Below are 24,638 nucleotides of genomic sequence, written 5' to 3'. Positions count from 1 at the left end.
GCCCTTGGTAATGATTCCTGGTATCGTGGCCGCCGAAGATTTCCAAGAGGTGGTCTTCCATCTAGGGGCTGAAGAAATTGTAAACCGTATCTGCAATTCCATTTGTCCCTTCGTAACCCATAAATGGCTTGTAACCAATGGTGAAGTTCTGGATGCCGTTTGGTGCAGCAATCACACCGCAGGGGATATCCAGGCGCTTACCAACGTGGCGTTCCATTTGGGTACCGAAGATAGCAGAAGGTTCAACGCGGCGATCGCATCCCCCATCCGCACGATGATCTTCGGTGATTAGCACTTCATCGCAGTACTCGCTGACCTGTTCGCGAACCAGTCTGCATCGTATTTCGCAGTAGGTGCCAGCCGAAACAACGTGAATCCCCATTTCCCGTGCCAGAATCTTGGTCATAGCAGCAGCATGAGTGTCGACCAAACACCACAGCTTTTTGCCGGTCAAGTTTCGACAGTCAATGGAACGGGAGAACCAAGCAGCCTGGGATACATACAGGGTTTGCTCATTGATGTAGTCCGCAATCAGCATCTGCACCTTGACCGTTAATCACCTGCTGAATTTTGCGGATGCAACGAGCAGTTTCCACAACACCCATCGGGGTGATGTCTACGTAGGGGGTTCCAAATTGTTCTTCCAGGTAACGAGCTGCCATTAAACCGAGTTCACGGTAAGGCACCAAGTTAAACCAGGCTCTGGGCATCTTCTTCAACTGGTGAACCGAAGCACCTTCAGGAATTACGGTATTCACCTCAATGCCCAAATCAGCCATCAGCCGCTTCAGTTCGGTGCAGTCGTGCTGGTTGTGGAAACCAAGGGTGGAACTACCAATAATGTTAACGGAGGGCTTTTCGGTTTTACCTTCGGGCAGTTCGCCCTTCTTGCGGGCTTTCTCGATGTAGTATTGGACGATTTGTTGCAGAGTGCGATCGGCAGCTTGCAGTTCATTGAAACGGTAGTGATTCACGTCCGCTAGCATCACGTCTCCTTTCGCTTCCAGCTGCGCCCGCTCCACAAAGTTGTGCAGGTCTTCTTGGAGAATGCTGGAGGTGCAGGTGGGAGTTAACACAATCAGGTCTGGGCGTTCCTCGGCGTCTTTGCGGGTGATGTTGTCTACCACCTTCTCTTGGGAGCCGCGTGCCAAAACGTTGCGGTCAACGACACTGGTTGTCACGGGGGTGAAGTTCCTCTCCCGCTCTAGCATAGAGCGCATGACGTTGAAGTAGTCATCACCCAAGGGCGCGTGCATAATGGCATGAACATTTTTAAAGGAACTGGCGATTCGCAAAGTGCCAATATGGGCGGGACCTGCATACATCCAGTAAGCCAATTTCATGTTTGTGTTCTCCCTTTTTGTGAAACAAAATGTATCCGATGAGAGGTGGATTAATGAGTGCTTGTTTTTTAAATCGTTTCTGATTGTCTCAGAACTTGCAGCTTGGAAGAAGCGAGGGTTAAGAAAGTTCAAATAGAGGTGCGATCGCATGATTGCACTACGCTTTGCGCAATCGCCCAAACCTCCTTGCTGATTATGATTCGGCTTTCGACTTAAACAACATCTCTGTTGTCAAAGTGATATGAATCTTAATTTTTAGGCAAAGTTCTTAATAATTAGTGGCTTTGTGGTGTTGATATTGTTTACGCGAGTGCGTGCCGCAGCGCCTCCGCGAGTGCGTGCTCACAGGGCATAGGGACACGTTACCCGTGAGCCATGATACTGTCTCATCGAAACTATGAGGTAATGACATTGAGCCGTCGCAGACAAGCTTTGGCATTCACAGATAGCCTCTCGACGGTTGGCTCCAACGCGATTGTTAGACGTCACTCAACCCTAGCCTACGCCGCATTTCTGTGCTGGAGATTCCACCCTCAGAGCGTCGCCGTGCCCGCGATTGCTCAATGAGTTCAATGAATTTCGGATTGGTACTCAGCGATATTGTCTCGATGTCAACATTTTCGAGCGTGACTAATGCTGCGATCGGCTGACCGTTGCTGGTGATGATAACTGGTTCCTCAGCAAGACCGGAGGTATATTCAGCTAGTGTTTCGGTCGCCTCTGCAAGCTCAACGATCTTCATAAGTCATAAACCTCTCCTGCGATGCGGACTTGATTGCGCTCTTTGACCCCAACTGCGTTGATATACACAACTGGTTCCGGCTCATCTTCTACATCATAGTAAACTCGCAAATCACCAATCCGTAGTTCCCATGGAGCAAGAGGATTAGGGCGCATAGGTTTCCGATTTTTTGTCTCAACTGTGGGCTGATACATCAGTTGCTCGTCAACAGTATCCAAGACGATCACTTGCTGTCGAGCACTTAAGTATCGCAAATGTGCCTCCGATTCAGGTGAGTATTCTATTCGGTACGCCAAAGTCAAAAGGCTTCCAAATCAACAAGAAGAGTTTAGCCTGAAGAGGTCTAAAAATGAAAAGGGTAGGTTTTACCTACCCTCAACATTCCTTTTTCCGTGCTGATTCTTAATCTGACGACTCTTTACCAGAGTTTCAATCAAGAGGATGAACCAGATACAGTGGACGCAGTTACCTTGATGGCTGTAGCAGTGATTGTCACCGTTACCTCGGTCGCCTTAACAGCAATGAACCAACTTGCGGCTACGGCAACCAAGCCAGCTGCAAGCACAGACATGATTGCCTGCAGACCCATGGTTATCAGCCCTGGTGCATTTGCTATTCCCGTTAGAGAGCTACAAAGCCAGCCCCAAACAGCTTGAACTGGAGCCTTTGCAATTGTGTCTAACATTACTTACTTTCCTGTTGGTGGTTAATTTGAGCAGTTTTGCTAAATATGGCGATGCACTATATACACGGAGAATTTCTTTACAAAATATATCTTTAAAATTATACAGGTATTTTCCGTATAACCACCTTTTCCAAGAAAATTCTATGGAATTTTTCGGTATATCTTTAAGTATTATATGCGACACGCTTATATAATTGACTTGTCATCTATGCTAAAATCTCCGTAGACGCTACGATCTAACTAACTCATTAGAGCCGATAAGCGAAATGAAATCTTTTGTGATTGAATGCCGAAGAAGCGATCGCCTTTCAAGTTAAGCGCCTCTGGTCATTTTAAAGAGGCAAAGCTTCTCTAAAATGACCAAGCACGCGAGAACCAGAAATACTCGAAAATTATGCTGAAACTAAGCGTCGCAAAGAGTCAGAACGGCGTTTTGCTGTGGTGTTAGTTGGCTGAAGTTTCAGTGCTTCTTCATAAGCTTCCAGGGCTTGAGCATTTAATTTTTTCCGCTCGTATGCATGACCAAGATTGTTCAGCGCTGTCACGTAGTCGGGTTTAGATTTGAGGGCTTCTTTATAATTACGAATCGCTAAGTCATACTGTTCTTGTCCGAAGTAGGCGTAGCCCAGTCCATTATAGATATAGGCTAGATTTTCTTCTCCTTCTTCTTCGGCAGCTTTGATTGCTTTTTGAAAGGTAGTTATTGCCTGGGAAAATAGTTTTTTCTCGGAATAAATACTGGCTAACTCGTAATATTCTTGAGATGTCCCTTTTTCTTTAGTCAGCTTCTTTCGTAAGCGTGACATGGTGCTTTCCAGCTTACGACTTTTCAATACCTGGCGAAAAACGCTGACACTTGCAATTAAGAGCAGACCCACAAAAATTGACAGATAAATAATCGCTAGGTTGTTATCCATTGTCTTTATTTAAACTTTCTTCTTTTTCTATTATGAACTTACATGGAAAACTGAAAATTATGATTTATAAAAAATTAATTTCTTAGTAAAGGGGGCTGGGAATTGGGGATTAGGGATTGGTAAGTGCGGTTATCAAACGAAAAATTATCGAAGGGGTAATCCCCAATATGTAGCGCGTTGCTGGAGCCAACCAGAATGAATATAACGGGCAATGGCTTCGTTTACCCGCCTTCGTAATTCATCGTACTGTAATCCCTTGGGCATGACCACAGATAATGGTTCGGTTGATAGCTTGGTTGGCAGTAGGCGATACTGGGGATATTGTTGCACCCAACCGCTAAGAACGCTAGCATCTGCGGCAAAAGCATTTGCTGCATTGTTTTCTAAGAGCGCAAAAGCTTCTTGATAAGAATTGACTCCGACTAACTCGGCATTTGGTAAATAATAGCGCACGTTGGCAATGGTGCTGGAATTTTTGAGGACGCCAATTTTCCGTTTTGCTAAATCGCTCAGCCGTTGCAACGAGGTATCTTTTGTGACTAAAACAGCACCATCAAAGTAGTAAGGAACACTGAAACTTACCAAGCGAGAGCGTGAGGAGGTTGCTGTGACTCTGGCGATCGCCATATCCACTTTATTATCTAAAACTGCAGATAGGCGATCGCGATTTGCCACAGGTTGCAATTTCACAGCATTTGGTTTGCCTACTAAGTCAACTGCCAATGCCTTTGCTAAGTCGATTTCCAAGCCTTGCAAATTGCCGCTTGCATCTCTAAATCCTAGCGGACGCAAGTTATCTTTGACGGCAACATTTAAATAGCCCCGCCGCTGAATTTCGGGCATTTCTGCGGCAGATGCTGATAATTGTGTATCTGCTATCACACAGGAAAAACTCAAAAGCAAAAAAATGGCAGCGGATATCAGCAGATGTAACCGATAAGCTGCTTTCCATCTGTTACATCCGTTATCCATCCGTTGCCACCTTTATCCTTTTGCTTGGCTTGCTAATTCAGCAACTTTAGCGAAGCTTGCGGGATCAAGGACTGCCAATTGTGCCAATATTTTGCGGTTGAGTTGCACATCGGCTTTTTTGAGATTTCCGATCAACTGGCTGTAACTCAAGCCATGTAGGCGTGCAGCAGCGTTGATGCGGGTGATCCACAGGCGGCGGAAATCGCGTTTGCGTTTTTTGCGATCGCGATAGGCGTTCCGCAACGCCTTCATCACTCTCTGATTAGCGGTTCTAAACAGAGTTGAGTGGGAACCGCGAAAACCTTTCGCAAGTTTGAGAATTTTTTTGCGGCGTTTGCGAGCAACATTACCGCGTTTTACCCGTGTCATATCGTTTTAGTTCCTTAACAAATTACAAATAGGGGAGCATGAGGCGCACGTTTTCTTCATCACGCTCGTTGACTACTGCCATTTTCGACAGGTTACGTTTCTTATTGGAAGATTTGTGCTGTAGCAGGTGGTTTTTGAAAGCTTTGCGACGTACGATTTTCCCGGTGCCGGTGGCACGGAATCTCTTTGACGCTGCTTTACGCGTTTTGAGTTTAGGCATGGGGCTGCTTTAATTCGACACAATCTATAATTATAAAGTAAGAATCCAAAGCTGATGAGCAGGAAGTGGCTAAATTTGATGAGGGAAAGTCGCCTGTTGCTGTATAGCTAGTCCGATGGCTAAACTAGCTAGGTATTAAGACGCGCTCGCATCTTAATACGAGCCAGACTTTATAAGTTGGTAATAAGAACGATATCTAAACAGTCATGGAAAAAGCCAGACATGATCAATCTGGGGAAAATTAACCTGAGTAAAGGTTAACCTTTCGTGCTGCTGATTTTGGGATCTAGAAGGATTTGTGAGCCGGATTTGTTGACATGGTAAGTCCAAGAATCGTCTCCCACCTCAACAACGGCTTCCCAACCTTTAATCGGCTTGTATTCCCTGGTGCAAACTTCTCCAAATTTGAATTCGCAAGGATTTCCAAAGGTTTTTGGAGTGACTTGGGCAATTTCCAACTCACGGATTGCTACGCCAGAACGCTTGGAAGCATCACGTAAAATTGCATTTGCTATCCGTCTTGGCAGTTCGTTTGAGAGCTGGTTTGTGTTTTGAGATATTTGAATGCGGCTGTAGCTGGAAAACTGGTCTGTGTTTTGGGATATTTCAATGGTGCTGTGGCTGCTCTGTATCTGTTCATCGCTAGCAAAAGCAGCAGTATTGTTCCCAGCAAGTCCTAGTACGCTTGATAGCATTGTCAATGCTAGAGTCAACAAAGCACCTTTAGAGGACTTGAGTGTTTTGTTAAGTGCAGGATATAGTTTGTTTATGTCTTTCATAGAACACCCTTAAAATTGAATAAGTTAAATTGCCACTAGGAGCTATGCCCTTAGCTTGGGTTTTGCACGTTTTGATTTTGCTCTACTCCTAGAGACTACAAACTCAAGTCCGAAAGTTTCTGATTATGTGCCGCTTTTGTTTGTGTCTCCTCCGGGAATTGTTGCTAGAGAAACTACGCATTGGGGAAACTGGCGTTTGAGTGCAGGAAATACCGGACAAGGGGTTTGCTCTTGTAAATTCTCTGGTTTACTCCAGGTAAATGGAGCTTTAGAAGCCGCAGACATCCATAGCAGCCGCTTTGCCCTTGTCATGGCAACGTAGAGTAAGCGATACTCTTCGGCTGTTTTTAGGTGTTTTGCCTGTTCCCAAGCAGCAGTGACGCTGGGTAAGGTAGATTTCGCGTGGAGAGCAGCGCGAATTTGGGCGCGGGCAACTTCTGATAAAGTAAAGTCACCTAAAAACTGGCTTTGGGGAGGAACCCAAAATCTGCCAGGAATTAAGTTTTCATGCACAAAGGGTATAAAAACATAGTCCCAATCCAGCCCTTTTGCTTTATGCATGGTAATAATTGTGAGTTGACCGGGACGGGTGTATCGTGCTTCTAAGTCTTCTGTTTCCACGGGTTCAAACCGTTCGGAACTGACGATTTCAGTTAATACATTCAGCATCGCCCCCATTGAAGTATTGCCAGCTATTTGCTGATTGACTCGTTCTGCTAATTTGTCGGCTGTTGCTAGTTCTGCTTGCTCGTAATTGAGTGTTAGGGCGATGAATGAAATTAACTGGTACAGGGGCAGTTCTAAACGGGCGCGAAGTAAACTCCGACACAGATGGGCAGCTTTTTGCACTGGCTGTGGCTGAGGTGCAGCCAAAGGACCTGGATACAAAAATTCTTCGGGCAAAGTGGCGAGGGCGTTGAGGTCTTGCGTTTCAATCAATCGCCGCTGTACAAGAACTTGTAATGCCCGTTTGAGGTAGTCGGGGGAATGAGGGCGATCGCAAAATTGCAGAACTGCCAAAATCTCTTCCGGGACATGAGAATGGCGATCGCGTTCTCCGACATCATAAATTGGAATTTCATGGTTTTTACACACTGAACTCAGCGCTTCTGCCAACCACCGTCCTTGACGGTTCTCCCGCACCAAAATAGCTGCACTGATTTTGTCTGCATCCTGGGAAAATAACTCTACAACCCTCTCGGACAATAACTCGACTGTGTGATGAATATCACGAGGCGTATATAGTTCCAGTCCCCGTCCCACAGCTTGCGGATTGACATCATCTTGACGGTGATTCAATTCAACAGGGCGAATTCTTTGGAAACGAAAGGGTGATGGGGAGATGGGGAGGTGAGGAGATGAGGGGGATGAGGGAGAGGTAGAAATTCCCCCTTGTCCTTGTTGTCCTGTTTTCACATAAAGACTATTCACCCATTCCAAGACAAAGTTGGCGGCGTCGATAATAATTTTGGTACTACGACCGGCTTGATCCATTGTCACCAGTCGCCCTTGCGCGTCACACTCTTTGCAGAATTGCCGAAAATAAATTGGATCGGCTGGGGTGAAGGTGGAGTTAATCGCTTGGTTGGGATCACCAACGCGAATCATATTTGGCGGTTGGTTGGGGTTGTGGGCATCAGCGGCGAGAATTGTTAACAGTCGCGTTTGCAGTGGGCTAGAATCTTGTGCTTCGTCTTCAAAAACGGCGAAAACTTGGTTTTGCTCGATTCTCCGGGCGTTTTCGTTCTCCAAAACGCGCAGGGCGGCTAAAATCATGTCATCGTAGTCAATGAAGTCACGCGATCGCATTAAACTTTGATATTGCTCGTACAACCCAGCCGCGATGCTTAAGATTTGATATTCGTCTGTGGTTTGTTGGCTGAACTCACGCAAATCTTGGGGGAATAAACCAGAACTTTTTGCTTCATGAATTACAGTCGTCGCCAGTTCTGGCAAGACTTCTGTCCGTAACACTGACTGACGCCGCAGTCTTTCTGTTTCTTCTCCGTCAAATTGAATACCTTCTAATAACCGAGAATAACGCCCTGGATGGCTGTTAATCCATTGCTCTACACCAGTTCGGATGAACCGGTGGCTTTGGTTGGGGGTAATTAATGTGACATTTTCTAACTGTAAGCCTGACAAATCCGGATAGCGGTTGGCTATATTCAAGGCAAGACCATGTAGCGTGTGTACAGTAAAGCCAGTCTGGGGTAAAGATAATTTTTTTAAGTATTCGCGGATTTTAACTTTAATATTGGCAACAGCTGAGCGAGTAAAGGTAACAACAATGAGTTGACGACGGCTATTGCGGCGTAATGCAGAAGATTGATCATACTGACGGGCGATCGCAATAGCCGCTGCTGCTGCCATTCCTGTGGATTTACCAGCACCAGGAACCGCCGAAACAGCGAGTGAACCAGACTGCCAGTCAACCATGTGCTGCTGTCCGAGACGGAGGGTATGACGGATGTTTGCTATACCTATCTCTCGGACTGAAGACACAGGCGATGAAGATACTTCTATTGATTGAGATTCTTGAGGCACTGATTTGTACAATTAGCGTCTTATGTAATAAAATTTTAAATTTTGAACCGTACCCTGGACGCTGATAAATATCTGAAAATTATCCGCTACAGGCTGCGGTTGCAATTTTGGACTAGGAATTGTTAGTTGTTCTAGTAACCACTAACGACGAACCATTGAAAGGAATGGCAAATCGCAAACTCTATCTACATTATCTCGCTTTGGCTGGGGCGATCGCCTTGGGTGCAATCTTGCGTTTTTGGAATTTGGATCTCAAACCTCTGTGGATGGATGAGGTGATTACTGCCATTTTCAGCTTGGGTAAAACCTACAATGATTTGCCTTTGGATGTTGTGTTACCCCTGGAACGTGTACCAGAGATTTTTACTATCCAACCAGGAGTGAGTTGTTCTCAAATTGCCAAAAACCTTGCAACCCAGTCTACTCATCCGCCGCTATTTTTTTGTGGGATGTACAGTTGGTTGAGGTGGTTGAGTCCTTTGGGAAGTGAGTGGGTTGTAAAATTGCGATCGCCTGCAGCGTTGTTTGGTGTCGGTGCAATTGTAGCAATTTACTATGTTAATCGTATTGCCTTCTCTCGCTCTGCCGGGATAATCGCAGCAGCTTTTATGGCTGTTTCTCCCCTAGCTGTTTACCTTTCACAAGAAGCACGACACTACACATTACCCATGCTCCTGATCACTTTCTCTTTACTGGGGCTGGTGCAAGTTGTCAAGGATATCGAAAAGCGACAGAAAGTTAGACTTTGGGTTTTGCTGGGATGGGCAATCATTAACAGTATCAGTCTTTATGTTCATTATTTTTGCATTCTTGCCTTCATTGCCCAAATTGGTACGTTACTGGTGCTGATATGTTGGCGCAGGGCAAATATCATTAACAAACGCCATATTTGGCTAGCACTGATTGTATGTGTAAGTGTTGTTGCAATTAGCTTCCTGCCCTGGTTACCAGTTGTATTTAATAACTTTAACCGTTCTGAAACCGCTTGGCTGGACCCTCCGCAAAACATTTCTCCACTCTATCAAACTCTCATTAGTTGGCTGCTGATGCTGATTTCTCTTCCTGTAGAAAATCAGCCTTTGGCAATTGCAGTCATATCTGGGTTGTTAATGCTGTTGTTTGGTGTATGGGTGGGTTGGCAAGCTTTCAAAGGGTTAAGACAGCTATGGTATGCACAATCAACGCATTTAGCGACACTTACTCTCTTAAGTTTCTCGATTTGGGTATTGTTAGAATTTTTTGCTATTGCCTATTTTTTAGGCAAAGATATTACTCCTATTCCCCGTTATCACTTTGTTTATTATCCCAGCTTTTGTGCCTTGCTCGGTGCAAGTTTTGCTCAGGGAAACAAGAAAGACAAAAGAAAAAGTTCTATCTTCAATCTTCATTCTTCTATATTCATTCTTGTCCTTGTCGGTATTCTCAGTAGTATTTTTGTTATTTCCAACTTAGTGTTCCAAAAACCCTTTGAACCTGAGCAAGTCGCGCAAAATATGAATCAAGAACCCTCACTTCCCCTGATGATGGTGGTGGGATACAGAGATTACCAAGATGTGGCGTTAGGGTTAAGTTTCGCTTTAGCACTCGAACCACTTCGGGAAGTAGGGAAAGACAAATTAATCTCCTCATCCCCCTCATCCCCCTCATCTAATATTGCTTTCTTCAAGCAGTCACCAGACTTTGCTCCTGTCTTGCAAAAACTTTCGCAACTTCCTACGCCAACTGCAACTGAGCTTAATTTGTGGGTTGTTGGTCCAGGTAGAAAACGCAAAGACTATCCACAGCAGATCACACTTTCGCAGCAAATGACTTGCACCATAGATTCTTTGCAGCACTACCGCGTTGGTGTTCCCTATCAACTGTATCGCTGTGGAAAAAGAATATTTTGAATTTTTAATTGTGAATTTCTTAGTTGTCTTTAATAATGAATAAACTTGGTCTACTAACTATTGACAAATAGCTACAACTTTTTTAAGTTATATTATAGCGGTTTTCAATTGGGTGCAATACATTAAAGAATTAAGGAACCGCAGACGGACAAAGCATCGCAGGCAGATCAACCTGTACCTCATGCGGATGAGAACCGCTACATGTATTTGCTAGTCGTTAAAAATATCACTACAACACTCATGAGTAACAAGTGTTGTCAACGCAGGTATATCTATGGTTTACATGGTGTAAAAAATAACAATACTAAGATGATAATGAAGAAAAATTTCTTCATTATTAATCAAAAAAATGGAGTATTTATAACTTAAGAGTGATAATTTTTTGAGAAAATAGCTATAAAAAAAGTTTAAACTAGGTAAAAATTTTCTATTTAATATATTTAAAAATAATTGTTATTATAACAGTCCTAAATCATTCGTAAAACTCTCTTTTATCCAACTGTGGACCCTCGGGGTTTGGATTGATTAATTCAATCAAAGCCTTTAAAAAAAATCCGATAGGATTGCTATAGGTGCATTTAACCAAATTCCCATGCTCTCTACACAAAGCGTATCCATGAATTTAGAAGATGTGATAACTGCTCATAATGTTAATTTGACAAATTGCGATCGCGAGCCGATTCACATTCCTGGCTCTATCCAACCTCACGGTATTCTCTTGGTTTTATCGCAACCTGATTTGGCAATACTTCAAATCAGCAATAATACACAAGCTTTACTGGGTATTCCACCTGAAAACTTATTAGGACAGCACTTATCTATTCTCCTTGAACCAGATCATCTCACTGCTATTGCTGGCTGTCTTCAGGGAGATTTTGAACATCTCAATCCCCTGAAACTTTTGGTTTGCGCTCAGGGGAAATCGACTGAATTTAATGGCGTTATTCACCGTTCGCCGCAGAACTATCTCATACTAGAACTAGAACCCTGTGATCTTGAAACAGTCAGCAGTTTTGTCAACTTTTACACTCTGACACGCGGCACACTTACTAAACTCCAACAGGTTTCAAACTTGAGCGAATTAAGTGCGATTATTGTGACAGAAGTCAGAAAAATCACAGGGTTCGACCGAGTCATGGTTTACCGGTTCGATACCACTGGTTCAGGTGAGGTGATTGCCGAAGATAAATTAGAGGAATTAGAGCCTTACCTAGGTTTACACTACCCAGATACCGACATTCCCAAACAAGCAAGACATCTGTATATTCTCAACCCACTGCGCTTGATTCCCGATGTCAACTATCAACCTGTAGCAATTATTTCCTCATCTCCCTCATCCCCCACACCTCCCCTCGATTTAACTTTTAGTGTCTTAAGGAGCGTTTCTCCGATTCACATTGAATATCTGAAAAACATGGGTGCTCAAGCTTCCATGTCAATTTCACTTATAAAGAACAATCAACTCTGGGGCTTAATTGCTTGCCATCATCATACTCCTCGATTTGTTCCTTATGAAATCAGAACAATCTGTGAGTTTTTAGGAAAGGTGATGTCTTTAGAACTCGTTTCTAAGGAAGAAAATGAAAATTTAGATTCCAAATTGCAGTTAAAGTCGATTCAAACAAAATTTATAGATGCAGTTGCCCGCTCGCAAGATTTAACTGATGCCTTAGTGCAAGACAGAGCAAGTTTGCTCAAACTAGTCAACGCTGAAGGTGCGGCAGTATGTCTTGATGGTAATTTGATGCTGATTGGTAAAACACTGAAAGAATCAGATATTCATGACTTAATTGCCTGGTTAAAAGACAAATTTCAAAACTACCTTTTTGTTAGCGATTCCTTACCTCAGCAATATCCTCAAGCAGTAAACTTTAAAGAAGTTGCAAGTGGTTTGTTAGCCCTTTCTATCACCAGAATTAGCAACAATTATGTATTGTGGTTCCGTCCAGAAAGATTGCAACAGGTGAGTTGGGCAGGAAATCCTCAAAAGCCCACAAAAATAGAACCCGATGGTAGTCTAACAATCTTCCCGCGTCAGTCGTTTAAGTTGTGGCAAGAAACTGTATCCGGTACATCTTCACCTTGGGAGCAGTACGAAATAGATGGAGCAATGGAACTAAGAAGTGCAATTGTTGGGATTGTTCTTCGCAAAGCTGATGAACTGGCTGCTATCAATTTGGAGTTACAACGCAGCAATAACGAGTTAGATGCTTTTTCTTACATTGCTTCTCATGATTTGAAAGAGCCATTACGCGGCATTCACAACTACTCAACATTTTTGCTAGAAGACTATGCCAATATTCTGGATGGAGAAGGAATCTCGAAGTTAGAAACTTTAGTGCGTTTGACAAAACGCATGGAGGATATCATTAATTCCTTGCTGCATTTTTCCCGTTTGGGACGACAGGAATTAAATATGCAGCTGATAGACTTTAACGATTTGCTGAAGAATGCTGCTGAAGTCTTTCGTATGAGTTTAGGCGATGCCAATATTAATATCCGGATTCCCAAACCTTTGCCAACAATTCGGGGCGATCGCGTTTTACTTGAGGAAGTCTTAACAAATTTAATTGGTAATGGCTTCAAATATAATGACAGCCATGAAAAATGGGTAGAAATAGAATGTTTAGAATCCCAAAACCAACCTCAGGATGATAGTCCTTTTTGGACATTTTCCGTCCGCGATAATGGTATTGGCATTCGTAAAAAACATTTGGAAACCATCTTTCGGATTTTTAAGCGGCTGCATGCTCCTGGCAAGTACGGCGGTGGTACGGGTGCGGGTTTGACCATTGTGAAGAAAATCATCGAACGACACGATGGTAAAATCTGGGTCGAGTCTACTTACGGTCAGGGCAGTACTTTCTATTTCACCTTACCACGTTAAACAGGTATGCAAGACTCATTACTTCAGTCAGTTCTCAATACCCACAATATCAACAAAGCCATCTTGTTGGTGGAAGACAGCGACGAGGATTTTGCAGCATTTAGCCGCATGCTGTGGGAAGCTGCTTTTTTCAACCCAGTGTACCGTACCTGCAATGGCGACGATGCCTTAGACTATCTCTACCGCCAAGGCGAGTACGCCGATCCAGCCACGTCTCCTCGTCCAGCCATCATTTTAATAGACCTAAATCTGCCTGGAACTGATGGGCGAGAAGTCATTGAGCAGATCAAGCAGGATGAGGCACTCAAAAGTATTCCTATTGTAGTATTTACCACTTCCTCTAGCCCGAAAGATATTAAAACTTGTTACGAATATGGTGTCAATTGCTATATGCTCAAACCGATTGGTGTGGAAGCTTTGAGAAAAACTATCCGAATTTTTTTAGATTACTGGTTTAAAACAGCTGTTCTTCCCAATTCTATATAGTAATGAAGGAGAGCCAACGCACAATTTTTATTATCGATGACTGTGTAGAAGACCGCACAGCATATCGTCGCTACTTAGAGCGCAGCACCACAGATCATCGCCAATACACTTGTCAGATTGTAGAATTTGAATCCGCAGCAGAAGCGATTGAGAGTTGCCAACATTCGATGCCAGATCTCATCCTGCTCGATTTCATGCTACCAGATGCAACCGGGCTAGAATTTATTGAAGAATTAAAGCTTTCTACTGGTAGAAGCCTGTTGCCAGTAGTCATGCTAACAGGATACGGAGATGAAAGCCTTGCCGTTGAGGCGATGAAAAGCGGTGCGCAGGATTATCTAGTCAAGGGAAAACTGACAAGTCAAGCTCTCAATCGTTCCTGCCATACGGTTATGGAACGGGTACGCTTGATGCGGCAGCTAGAACACCAGCAAGAGCAGCAACGTTTGATTGCAACAATTGCTCTGCGCATTCGTCAATCCTTGAGCCTAGAAATTGTTCTCAATACAGCAGTCGATGAAATCCGTGACTTTCTCAAAACGGATCGGGTGCTTGTCTACCAGTGTCCTCGAGATATGAGCGGCACAATTGTTGCAGAATCTGTTTTGCCTGGGTGGAACTCCTGCCTCAATACCAGATTTGAGGATACCTGCTTTCAAAATATCAGAGCAAGCGCTCATCACCGTCGCTCAGGTGCGGTTAATGATATATATGCAGCTAAATTGTCTGACTGCTATGTTCAAATGCTAGAACAGTTTCAAGTCAAGGCAATTTTGTTTGTCCCGATTTTTTGCAGTACTCAACCCCAAGAAGAGCAATCTGTTTGGGGTTTACTAGTGGCTCACCAGTGTTCTGCTGCACGGGAATGGCAGTCATGGGAAATAAATTTGCTAGAGCAACTTTCTGTGCAACTGGGGATTGCAATTCAACAGGCAGAACTTTACCAAAACTTGCAAAACCTCAATACACAGCTAGAAGTTAAAGTCCAAGAGCGCACAGTTCAATTACAGGAAAGCGAACGCAAATACCGTGCCATTTTTGAACAGACTTTTCAATTTATTGGCTTATTAGCTCCAGATGGCAAAGTTTTAGAACTTAACCAGGCATGTTTAGAGTTTTTTAGCAAGAAACACGATGCTGCGATTGGCAAATTCTTCTGGAACTTGTTTTGTTGTCGGGTTGTCCCAGAAGCGCACAGAGGATTGCGAAGAGCTATTGCCCAAGCAGCTCTTGGTTCTTGTACTTACTGTGAGGCGAGAGTACCTAACGGACAATGTGTTTTGAGAACTGTTGATTTTTCTTTCAAGCCTATCCTTAATAATACAGGGCAAGTTGTCTGGCTGCTTTTAGAAGGACGAGATATTACAGAACGCAAGCAAGCAGAAGAAGATTTGTGTCAACTCAATCAAGAGTTGGAAGCAAGAGTCATACAGCGTACCAGTGATTTAGAGCAGGCAAATGCTAATTTACGCAACGAGATTGCTCAACGTCAACAGATAGAAGATGAACTGCGTCATAGTGAACAGAAGTTCCGTCAACTAGCAGAAAATATCCGCGAAGTTTTCTTTGTTTATAACCATGACTTGAGCGAACTAATTTATATCAGCCCAGCTTACGAAGAGATTTGGGGTTGTTCCAGCTCCAGTCTGTATCAAAACCCTGCATCTTGGTTTGATCTTGTCCATCCTGATGATAAAAACAATGTCTTGCAGGATGTCAACAGAAGTATCAACATTGAAGGTTTCAAACACGAATATCGCATCATTCGAGCTGATGGAGAGATTCGTTGGATTTGTACCAGAAGTTTTTATGTTCGAGATGACGCTCTTGAAGTTCAACGTGTCGTCGGTCTTGCTGAGGATATTACTGAGCGCAAAAAAACAGAAGCTGAACTCCAAGAAACTAACGCTTTGCTCCAAGCAATTATTCAATCTGCGCCAGTAGCGATTGATTTAATTGATCCTAACGGCAACGTTGTCCTCTGGAACCCGATGTGCGAGCGTCTCTTTGGTTGGGATACTCAGGAAGTCCTTGGCAAGCCTTTACCAATTATTCCCCTAAAAGAACAGGAAAATTTTCTTGAAATTAAACGTCAGACTCTATCTGACGAAGGATTAAGCCAAGTGGAAACTTGTCGCCAAAGGAAAGATGGATCGATAGTTGATATTAGCCTTTCAACAGCTTTGGTACGGGATACCCAAGGAAAAGTGATTGGTGGTATTGGAATTACTCAAGATATTAGCGAACGCAAACAGGCTGAATTAGAGCTTATTCAAAATCGGGATTTGCGAGAAGCTATTTTTAATGAATCGGCGGACGCCATTTTCCTGGTAGATGCTGACACTCTTGAGGTCGTTGATTGTAATCGCCGTGCTGTTGAGTTGTTTGAAGCATCTAGCAAAGAGGAACTGATTCATATTCGCAGCAGCACATTACAAAGATATCAGTTCACTCCCCAAGAGATAGAGAAAATCCTAGAAGAAATTAAAATCAAAGGCTTTTGGAGTCAAGAAATTGAATACGTTACCCGCAAAGGCAATTTCTTCTGGGGTCATTTAGCTTCCAAACAAATTAGTGTTGCTGGTAAAGTTCATAGGCTGGTACGGGTAAGCGATATTAGCGAACGCAAGCAGACAGTGGAACAACTTCAGCATTCATTAGAGGAAAAAGAGACTCTGCTGAAGGAAATTCACCATCGCGTCAAAAATAACCTGCAAATTATTTCCAGCTTATTACGAATGCAGTCCCGACGTGCTCAAGATCAAGGTACTATGATCTTATTTCAAGAGTCTCAAAATAGAGTGCAATCTATGGCACTGATTCATGAACATTTATATCAGTCGCCCGAACTCTCCCAAATAGACTTTGGTCAATACATCCACAGCTTGACGAACAACCTTTTGCGCTGCTATGGGATGAGCCAAAAGACGATTGCCCTGAAGATTGAAACCAATGGAATTAAGCTTAGTCTCGATACTGCTATTCCTTGCGGGCTGCTTATCAACGAACTGGTTTCCAACTCTCTCAAGTACGCTTTTCCCAACGACAAAAGTGGCGAAATCATTATTCGTCTTATGCCAGAGACTGATAAGACCATTACGCTAACAGTAGGCGATAGTGGTATTGGCATTCCAGAAACTCTAGATTGGCAAAATACCAACTCTTTGGGTTTAAGAATAGTACATAACTTAACAAAACAACTTAAAGGTAACATACTCCTTGAGGGCGATCGCGGTACCACGTTCCATATCACCTTTCCCAAAGCTCTAAAAGCTTAACACCCCTTGCACCAGAAAATGAATTATGGTTCCGATAAAAATCTTGGTTGTTGAAGACGAACAGCTCGTTGCTGATGACCTTAGGGAAACACTGGAATATCTAGGATATATTGTTCCTGCTCTCGTCGCAACGGGAGAAGACGCTATTGTTATGGTGGAAGCACTCCAACCGGATTTAGTATTGATGGATATCAGACTTGCGGGTGAAATGGACGGAGTCGAAGCTTCATTTAAGATTCAATCTCGTTTCAACATACCTGTCGTCTACCTAACTGCCAATGCTGACCGAGCAACTCTAGAACGAGTCAAAGCGACGCAGCCTTTTGGCTATATTCTAAAGCCTTTTGATGAAAAGATACTTTCTACCACAATTGAAATTGCTCTCGGACGCTATCAGGCAGAGTTTGAGGTACAAAAGGCGTTGTCTATAGCTCAAGCAGATAAGCAAATTGCCCAGTCCCAATCTCAGCTAAAATCTCAATACCTCTACATGGCGGCTCATGAATTTCGCAATCCTCTGACAACAATTAGGTTGGGTTCTGAAATACTCAAACACTACAGCAATCAATTGCCAAAAGAGAAAATACAAAAGCACATTGATCGCATTCAATCTGCCACAGATAGTTTAATTGATCTATTGAATGACATCCTAACACTAGGGCAAGCTGAATCCGGCGCAATTCAATACAATCCTACACCAATAGATGTTGTTACATTCTGTGAAGAACAAGTTGAAACTTTACAATTGGCAGCAGGAGAGAAACATGAGATACAATTTTCAGTTATTGGTAACCAACGTATTGCCTGCCTCGATGAAAAACTCCTTTGGCATTTGCTGAATAATCTGCTTTCTAATGCCATGAAGTACTCGCTAGAAGGTGGCATCATATCCTTAACCCTGTCTTGGGAGGAAAAAAACATTTGTTTCCTAGTACAAGATCAAGGAATTGGAATTCCAAAAGAATCTCAGGCAAAGCTTTTTGAACCTTTCCAACGCGCACGTAACGTTGCGAATATTCCAGGTACAGGATTGGGGCTGGCAATTGTTAAGCAATGCGTCGAGATGCATGGAGGCACGATCAGTTTTGAAAGTGAGGTCTGTCGGGGTACAACTTTTGTCGTTAGGTTGCCCCTGCGAAATACGTGAACTAAGTACACCTGTGAAAAGACAACAATGAGTATCACCATTGGCGGTTACAACCTCATTAAGCTCATTTATGACGGTGCCACTACCCGTGTTTACCATGCTGTGAGAGAGTCAGAGCAAAATTCGGTGATTATTAAAACCCTTAAAGCTGAGTATCCCACTATAGAACAGATCACTCGATTAAGACATGAATATAAAATACTCCAACTTTTACAGATAAAAGGAATTATTAAACCGTTAGCCTTGGAAAGCTATCAAAATGGTCTGGCGCTAATTTTGTCAGATTTTGGGGGAGAACCTCTGAAAAATTTTATCAATGCTCAAAAATTTGAATTAAGTCAGTTTTTGCAAATTGCTATTCAATTATCTTCAACGCTTGCTCAAATACATAAAAATAATATTATTCATAAAGATATCAAACCTCAAAATATTCTTATCAATACGAAAACAGGTCAAGTTGAAATTATAGATTTTAGCATTTCATCGCGTCTATCGAGTGAAAATCAGACAGTCAATACTCCCAATTTGCTTGAAGGCACTCTAGCCTATATGTCACCGGAGCAAACAGGGAGGATGAACCGCTCAATTGATTACCGAACTGATTTCTACTCCTTAGGTGTCACTTTCTATGAAATGCTCACAGGACAGTTGCCCTTTCAAGCGACTGATCCATTGGAATTAGTTCACTGCCATATTGCTAAAACACCAGCATCGCCTAAAGAAATCAACCCAGAGATTCCTCAAGCAGTTTCTGATATTGTGATGAAATTATTAGCAAAGACTGCTGAAGAACGATATCAAAGTGCGTTGGGACTAAAAGCGGACTTAGAGGAGTGCCTAACAAGACTACAAGCAACAGGAAAAATTGAAGATTTTATTGTCGGTCAACTTGATTTATACAGCCAATTTATTATTCCGCAAAAACTTTATGGTCGTGAAAAAGAAGTTGCCTCGCTAATGGATGCCTTTGAGCGAGTGGCAAACCCCCTATATCCCCCCTTAGCAAGGGGGGATATAGGGGGTAGAGATAATGTTAGTAAGTGGTTACTCAGGTATTGGCAAATCTTCCTTAGTGAATGAAGTTCATAAACCCATTGTTCGCCAGCGTGGTTACTTTATTTCTGGTAAGTTTGACCAATTTAAGCGGAATATTCCTTATGCTTCGTTGATTCAAGCGTTTCAGGAATTAATCAGGCAGTTACTAACAGAAAATACTGACAAAATAGCCGATTGGAAAGCAAAAATTTTAGAAGCATTGGGTTATAATGGTCAAGTAATTATTGATGTTATTCCTGAACTTGAAAGAATTGTTGGTGTTCAGCCAGATGTTCCTCAATTGGGACCAACTGAATCCCAAAACCGATTTAATCGGTTGTTTCAACGATTCATTCATGTATTTACCAAACCCGAACACCCATTGGTTGTCTTCTTGGATGACTTACAGTGGGCAGATTTAGCTTCCTTGAAGTTGATTCAGTTGCTTGCCTGTGAGCCAAATAGTCAATATTTGCTACTGATTGGAGCGTATCGGGATAATGAAGTCAGTCCAACTCATCCATTGATGTTGACTTTAGAAGAAATTCAACACAAGGGTGCAGTTGTTAACAATATTGTGCTCCAGCCTTTAGATATCACTCATGTCAATCAATTAATCAGTGATACCTTCCGCAGTGACACGTTAAAGACAATATCGCTGGCTGAGTTAGTGTTTAACAAAACTCAGGGAAATCCTTTCTTCTTAACTCAGTTACTCAAATCGCTATATAACGAAAATCTATTGTCTTTTAATTTCAATCAAGGTTGCTGGCAATGGGATATTCAGCTACTGAAAGACATTGATATCACTGATAATGTCGTTGAATTGATGATTAATCAGATTCATAAATTATCACTTGATACACAAAATATTTTAAAATTGGCTGCCTGTATTGGAGATAAATTTACCTTAGATGTTCTGGGTATTGTTAATCAAAAATCTTTATCTGAAACAGCAGCAGATTTGTGGGAATCTTTGCAGACAGGTCTAGTTTTACCCTTAGACCAATCTTACAAAATTCCTTTAGTTATTAGTACTGAGCAAAATGAACAACTCACAAATGACCTAGATGCGCAAGAGGCTTCCCGCAGGGTAGAACAACTGACAATTGCCTACAAGTTTCTACATGACCGAGTACAGCAAGCAGCTTATGCTCTTATTCCAGAATCGCAAAAAAAAGAAACTCATTTCAAAATTGGTCAATTGTTACTACAAAATATTACGCCGGAAGAACGAAAAGAAAATATCTTTGCTTTGGTCAACCAACTGAATTATGGTACCGACTTACTCACCTTAGAGTCGGAAAAATATGAGCTGGCTGAACTTAATCTTATAGCAGGTCAGAAAGCGAAAGCAGCTGCGGCGTATGAGTCTGCTATGCGCTATCTAAAGGTGGGTTTGGAATTATTAGCAGTCAATAGCTGGCAGAATCAGTATGAGCTAACAGTAGCACTTTATGAGTCAGGGGTAGAAACAGCATACCTGAACGGCGATTTTGAGCAGATGGAGAAATGGGCAACCGTTGTCTTGCAGCAGGCAAAAACCCCTATTGACAAAATGAAAGTCTATGAGGTCAAAATCCAGGCCTGCATGGCGCAAGTGAAACAGCTCGAAGCGATCAAGATTGGGTTACAAGCACTAGAACTACTGGGGATAAGCTTCCCAGAGTCGCCTAGCGCCTTGGATATTGAGCAAACACTGACTCAAACAGCAAGAAATTTGAGCGGCAGAAATATCGAAGACCTGATTAACCTACCATTAATGACGGAGGTCGATAAGCTAGCAGCTGTACGGATGTTAGCATGCCTAGGTTCTCCGACTTATCAAGCTGGACCTGCCTTGTTGCCGTTAATTGCGTGTGAACAGCTGAATTTGTCAATCAAACATGGAAATTCACCTTTCTCAGCTTATAGTTATGTTCTTTACAGCATCATGATAAACGGGTTGTTTCAGGACATTGAGGCGGCTTATCAATTTGGCAAGTTGGCTTTAAGTCTTGTAGAACGATTCAACGCTGTAGAACTCAAGACAAGTGTCTTTTTCGTGGCAGGTTCATCTGCGTTTCATGGAAAGGTTCATGCTAAGGAAACGTTGCCACTTTTGCAGGATTCATACTCTAGTGGATTGGAGAATGGACATTTTGAATATGGTGGCTATGCCGCTATGCAAAAATGCTACTATTCATATCTCATCGGTCAAGAACTGGCAAAAGTTGAACGAGAAATGGCAGCAACCAGTAATGTCCTTGCTCAACTCAAGCAAGAGAACGCCTTGAGTTGGAATCAAATATTTCAGCAGTCAATTCTTAATTTGCTAGAACCTTTTGAAAAACCGTGCTGTTTATTGGGTGAAGCATACAACGAGGAGAAATCTTTACCGCTGCTTAAGAAAGCCAATGACAGAACTGGGCTTCACTACTTCTATTCAAACAAACTGATACTCTGTTATTTGTTTGGAGAGCACCATCAAGCATTGGAAAATGGAGTTCAAGCCGAACAGTACTTAGATGGGGTAAAAGGATTCTTGATTGTGCCAGTGTTTCATTTTTATGATTCTTTAGCACAACTAGCGATTTATCCATCAGTGGCACAATCACAACAAGAGCACCTCTTGAGCAAGGTGACGAAGAACCAGGAAAAGATGCGAAAATGGGCAGACCACGCCCCAATGAATTTTCTGCATAAGTATGAGCTTGTGGAGGCAGAAAAAGCGCGGGTATTAGGTCAATATTGGCAAGCAATGGAATATTATGACCGAGCCATTGCTGGAGCTAAAGAGCAAGGATATATCCAGGAAGAAGCGCTCTTCAATGAACTCGCAGCAAAATTTTATTTTGAGTGTGCCAGAGAAAAGGTAGCTCAGACTTATCTAACTGATGCTTACTATGGATATATTCGCTGGGGAGCAACTGCAAAAGTTAGAAATTTAGCAGCAAGATATCCTCACATTTTCTCCCAGACACTAAACCGACAAACCAGAGGTCTAGAGATGAATCGGACAATGATCTCTACGACTACAGGTACTCCCCGATCTCTGGATTTCGCCGCAATCATGAAAGCATCTCTTGCTCTTTCTGGTGAAATTGTTTTGGACAAGTTGCTGGCTAAATTAATGCGAATTGTTATTGAAAATGCTGGTGCAGAAACAGGATTTTTCATTTTAGAAAAAGCAGGACAGTTACTCATAGAAGCTTCAGGAAGTATCGGGCAAGATGAGATAATCGTGCAACCATCGACACCTGTAGAATTAAGTCAGCAGCTACCCATATCTGTCATTAATTATGTGCATCGTACTCAAGGACATGTTGTACTGTACGATGCTAGTTCTGATTCAGTGTTTGCAACAGATGCCTATATAATCAACCACAGACCAAAATCTATTTTATGTGCGCCAATTGTGAATCAAGGTAAACTAATTGGCATTCTTTATTTAGAAAATAACTTGACAATTGGAGCATTTACACCAGAGCGATTGGAAGTTTTACAACTTTTATCTTCTCAAGCAGCAATTTCGATTGAGAATGCACGTCTTTACAATGATTTAGAAGAATATAATCGGACATTGGCAGTTAAAGTCGAAGAGCGCACGCTGGAGTTACAAGATAAAAATTTGCAGCTTCAACAGGAAATCAAAGAACGCCAACGAGCAGAAGAAGTAGCCAAAACAGCTAACCGTGCCAAGAGCGAATTCCTGGCAAACATGAGTCATGAACTCCGTACACCGCTCAATGGTATTTTGGGTTATACTCAAATTTTTCAGAAAGATAAAACTTTAACTGTTCAGCAAAAGAATGGTATAAACATCATTCATCAGTGTGGCGAACACCTACTGACACTGATAAATGATATTTTAGATCTCTCCAAAATTGAAGCACGGAAAATGGAACTTTATCCAACAGAATTTCATCTTCCGGTCTTTCTTGAGAGTATTGCTGAGATTTGCCGCATCCGTGCCCAACAAAAGGGAATTCCGTTAATTTATCAAACGTCTTCTCCCCTACCAAAACTCATTCGAGCAGATGAAAAACGGTTGCGTCAAGTCTTGATTAATTTACTTAGTAATGCGGTCAAATTTACAGAAAAAGGTAGTATAACTTTCAGAGTGGGCTATCAAGAGGAAAAACTTCGGTTTCAAGTAGAGGATACAGGGATTGGCATTGCACAGGAGCAATTAGAAGAAATATTTTTGCCATTCCAGCAAGTGGGTGAGGAGAGTCGCAAGACTGAAGGAACAGGATTGGGATTAGCAATTAGCCGTCAATTAGTTCAAATGATGGGCGGTGAACTAAAGGTGAAAAGTACTTTAGGTAAAGGCAGCGTTTTTTGGTTCGATTTGGATGTCCCTGAGGTTTTTCAACAAAGTGACGTTAAGAGCATCGATGAAGGCAATATCATTGGTTTTATAGGACCTGTGCGGAAAGTTTTGGTAGTAGATGATAAATGGGTAAATCGCTCTATTTTAATGAATCTACTAGAACCTTTGGGGTTTGAAGTCACAGAAGCAACAAATGGTTTAGACGCTCTTGACAAAGCGCGTGAATTTAAACCAGATGTGATTTTGATGGACTTAGTCATGAGCGTGATGGACGGCTTTGAAGCCACCCGTCGCCTGAGGATGATACCAGACTTTAAAGACGTGATCGTGATTGCTGTCTCAGCTAGCGTTTTTGACTTAGATCGCCAGCAAAGTCGAGAAGTCGGTTGCGATGATTTTCTCCCAAAACCAATCCAAAAAGCGGAGCTTTTAGAAAAATTACGGGTTTACTTGGGGTTGGAATGGGTTTATGAGCAGCAGGAAAGCAGACAACAAGTAGAGGTGCAAGGTCTTTCCTTACGGACTCAGGACTTACTTGTGGCTCCACCAGCAGAAGAACTTACGATTTTGATCGATTTCGCGATGAGGGGGGATTTAAGAGGAATTATACAACGAGCGACATTGTTAGAGGAGTTGGATCAACGGTGGCTACCGTTTGCCGCTCATTTGCGTCAACTTGCTAAAGATTTTAAAGGGAAACAAATCCTGGAGTTTCTCAAAAAATATTAACAAAAAGTACTCAGAACTCAGTACTCAGAACTCAGTACTCAGAACTCAGTACTCAGTAATCAGAATGGGGAAGCAGCTTGGGAAAGTCATGAATTGTAGAGTTCTCGTAACTGCTGCGGGAAAACACCACACCAAAATTGAAAATTTGGTGGTCTAGAATTATGTCTGTGGTTTAAATCCCCCACTAATTGCATGTCTTATTCCTAGCTGCGGAATTCTGCATTGTTCTTTAAGAGGCAATGCGGTTCAGATAAGGCTAGATCCCCCCTAACCCCCCTTAAAAAGGGGGGAATTTAGC

At 42.6% G+C, this 24,638-nt stretch carries 16 protein-coding genes and 1 pseudogene; 6 read left to right on the top strand and 11 right to left on the bottom strand.

Annotation, left to right across the window (positions count from 1 at the left end):
* Positions 1-61: 61 nt before the first annotated feature.
* From V5G28_RS36970 to V5G28_RS34260, 11 genes are all read right to left on the bottom strand, one after another.
* The gene (locus tag V5G28_RS36970) at positions 62-538 is read right to left on the bottom strand and encodes a nitrogenase component 1 (protein ID WP_442994317.1); all 477 of its coding nucleotides are present in this window, start codon (positions 536-538) and stop codon (positions 62-64) included.
* On the bottom strand, positions 513-1,343 hold the full coding sequence (locus V5G28_RS36965) for a nitrogenase component 1 (RefSeq protein ID WP_442994316.1): 831 nt from the start codon (positions 1,341-1,343) through the stop codon (positions 513-515). The genes V5G28_RS36970 and V5G28_RS36965 overlap by 26 nt, the downstream gene beginning before the upstream one ends.
* A gap of 478 nt (positions 1,344-1,821) precedes the next feature.
* Positions 1,822-2,085: a hypothetical protein gene (locus V5G28_RS34300; protein WP_332995966.1), complete on the bottom strand. Its 264-nt coding sequence runs from the start codon at positions 2,083-2,085 to the stop codon at positions 1,822-1,824.
* On the bottom strand, positions 2,082-2,339 hold the full coding sequence (locus V5G28_RS34295; protein ID WP_332995964.1) for a type II toxin-antitoxin system RelE/ParE family toxin: 258 nt from the start codon (positions 2,337-2,339) through the stop codon (positions 2,082-2,084). Before V5G28_RS34295 ends, V5G28_RS34300 begins: the two co-directional genes overlap by 4 nt.
* A gap of 179 nt (positions 2,340-2,518) precedes the next feature.
* Positions 2,519-2,770, bottom strand: coding sequence for a hypothetical protein (locus V5G28_RS34290; protein ID WP_332995962.1), 252 nt, complete (start codon positions 2,768-2,770; stop codon positions 2,519-2,521).
* A gap of 392 nt (positions 2,771-3,162) precedes the next feature.
* Positions 3,163-3,687, bottom strand: a complete 525-nt coding sequence (locus V5G28_RS34285; RefSeq protein ID WP_096561259.1) for a tetratricopeptide repeat protein — start codon at positions 3,685-3,687, stop codon at positions 3,163-3,165.
* A 144-nt stretch (positions 3,688-3,831) separates the two neighbouring features.
* Positions 3,832-4,659: a transporter substrate-binding domain-containing protein gene (locus tag V5G28_RS34280; RefSeq protein ID WP_096561260.1), complete on the bottom strand. Its 828-nt coding sequence runs from the start codon at positions 4,657-4,659 to the stop codon at positions 3,832-3,834.
* Positions 4,660-4,671: 12 nt separating this feature from the next.
* Entirely contained in the window at positions 4,672-5,028 is a 357-nt protein-coding gene (rplT, locus tag V5G28_RS34275; RefSeq protein ID WP_096561261.1) for a 50S ribosomal protein L20, read from the bottom strand.
* 22 nt (positions 5,029-5,050) lie between these two features.
* Entirely contained in the window at positions 5,051-5,248 is a 198-nt protein-coding gene (rpmI, locus tag V5G28_RS34270; protein WP_096561262.1) for a 50S ribosomal protein L35, read from the bottom strand.
* Positions 5,249-5,505: 257 nt separating this feature from the next.
* Entirely contained in the window at positions 5,506-6,027 is a 522-nt protein-coding gene (locus V5G28_RS34265) for a hypothetical protein (protein ID WP_332995955.1), read from the bottom strand.
* 123 nt (positions 6,028-6,150) lie between these two features.
* Positions 6,151-8,574, bottom strand: a complete 2,424-nt coding sequence (locus V5G28_RS34260; protein WP_332995953.1) for an ATP-dependent helicase — start codon at positions 8,572-8,574, stop codon at positions 6,151-6,153.
* Positions 8,575-8,738: 164 nt separating this feature from the next.
* Between V5G28_RS34260 and V5G28_RS34255 the strand changes: the two genes are divergently transcribed.
* The 6 genes and pseudogenes from V5G28_RS34255 to V5G28_RS34225 all read left to right on the top strand — a co-directional run bounded on the left by V5G28_RS34255 (position 8,739) and on the right by V5G28_RS34225 (position 24,340).
* Positions 8,739-10,463 carry a glycosyltransferase family 39 protein gene (locus tag V5G28_RS34255; protein WP_332995951.1) on the top strand — a complete coding sequence of 575 codons (1,725 nt, stop codon included), beginning with the start codon at positions 8,739-8,741 and terminating at the stop codon, positions 10,461-10,463.
* A gap of 592 nt (positions 10,464-11,055) precedes the next feature.
* Complete coding sequence (locus V5G28_RS34250; protein WP_336231535.1) at positions 11,056-13,350, top strand: ATP-binding protein; 2,295 nt, start codon at positions 11,056-11,058, stop codon at positions 13,348-13,350.
* A 6-nt stretch (positions 13,351-13,356) separates the two neighbouring features.
* A complete protein-coding gene (locus V5G28_RS34245; RefSeq protein WP_096561267.1) occupies positions 13,357-13,836 on the top strand; it encodes a response regulator in 480 nt (159 codons plus the stop codon).
* Positions 13,837-13,838: 2 nt separating this feature from the next.
* Positions 13,839-17,114, top strand: a complete 3,276-nt coding sequence (locus V5G28_RS34240; protein WP_332995946.1) for a PAS domain S-box protein — start codon at positions 13,839-13,841, stop codon at positions 17,112-17,114.
* Positions 17,115-17,139: 25 nt separating this feature from the next.
* The gene (locus V5G28_RS34235; RefSeq protein WP_332995943.1) at positions 17,140-18,261 is read left to right on the top strand and encodes a hybrid sensor histidine kinase/response regulator; all 1,122 of its coding nucleotides are present in this window, start codon (positions 17,140-17,142) and stop codon (positions 18,259-18,261) included.
* 27 nt (positions 18,262-18,288) lie between these two features.
* Positions 18,289-24,340: pseudogene (locus V5G28_RS34225) on the top strand (AAA family ATPase).
* Positions 24,341-24,638 lie beyond the last annotated feature (298 nt).

Source organism: Scytonema sp. PRP1 (assembly GCF_036697665.2).
In the GTDB taxonomy this organism is placed as follows: domain Bacteria; phylum Cyanobacteriota; class Cyanobacteriia; order Cyanobacteriales; family Nostocaceae; genus Kalymmatonema; species Kalymmatonema gypsitolerans.
The sequence above is the reverse complement of the archived record's forward strand: the minus strand, read 5'-3'. Positions and strand labels throughout refer to the sequence as shown.

Excerpts from the sequence above, each read along its gene's own strand:
- V5G28_RS36970 (WP_442994317.1), bottom strand. The coding sequence starts at position 538 with ATGCTGATTGCGGACTACATCAATGAGCAAACCCTGTATGTATCCCAG.
- V5G28_RS36965 (WP_442994316.1), bottom strand. The coding sequence starts at position 1,343 with ATGAAATTGGCTTACTGGATGTATGCAGGTCCCGCCCATATTGGCACT.
- V5G28_RS34300 (WP_332995966.1), bottom strand. The coding sequence starts at position 2,085 with ATGAAGATCGTTGAGCTTGCAGAGGCGACCGAAACACTAGCTGAATAT.
- V5G28_RS34290 (WP_332995962.1), bottom strand. The coding sequence starts at position 2,770 with ATGTTAGACACAATTGCAAAGGCTCCAGTTCAAGCTGTTTGGGGCTGG.
- V5G28_RS34285 (WP_096561259.1), bottom strand. The coding sequence starts at position 3,687 with ATGGATAACAACCTAGCGATTATTTATCTGTCAATTTTTGTGGGTCTG.
- V5G28_RS34280 (WP_096561260.1), bottom strand. The coding sequence starts at position 4,659 with ATGGATAACGGATGTAACAGATGGAAAGCAGCTTATCGGTTACATCTG.
- rplT (WP_096561261.1), bottom strand. The coding sequence starts at position 5,028 with ATGACACGGGTAAAACGCGGTAATGTTGCTCGCAAACGCCGCAAAAAA.
- rpmI (WP_096561262.1), bottom strand. The coding sequence starts at position 5,248 with ATGCCTAAACTCAAAACGCGTAAAGCAGCGTCAAAGAGATTCCGTGCC.
- V5G28_RS34265 (WP_332995955.1), bottom strand. The coding sequence starts at position 6,027 with ATGAAAGACATAAACAAACTATATCCTGCACTTAACAAAACACTCAAG.
- V5G28_RS34255 (WP_332995951.1), top strand. The coding sequence starts at position 8,739 with ATGGCAAATCGCAAACTCTATCTACATTATCTCGCTTTGGCTGGGGCG.
- V5G28_RS34250 (WP_336231535.1), top strand. The coding sequence starts at position 11,056 with ATGCTCTCTACACAAAGCGTATCCATGAATTTAGAAGATGTGATAACT.
- V5G28_RS34245 (WP_096561267.1), top strand. The coding sequence starts at position 13,357 with ATGCAAGACTCATTACTTCAGTCAGTTCTCAATACCCACAATATCAAC.
- V5G28_RS34240 (WP_332995946.1), top strand. The coding sequence starts at position 13,839 with ATGAAGGAGAGCCAACGCACAATTTTTATTATCGATGACTGTGTAGAA.
- V5G28_RS34235 (WP_332995943.1), top strand. The coding sequence starts at position 17,140 with ATGGTTCCGATAAAAATCTTGGTTGTTGAAGACGAACAGCTCGTTGCT.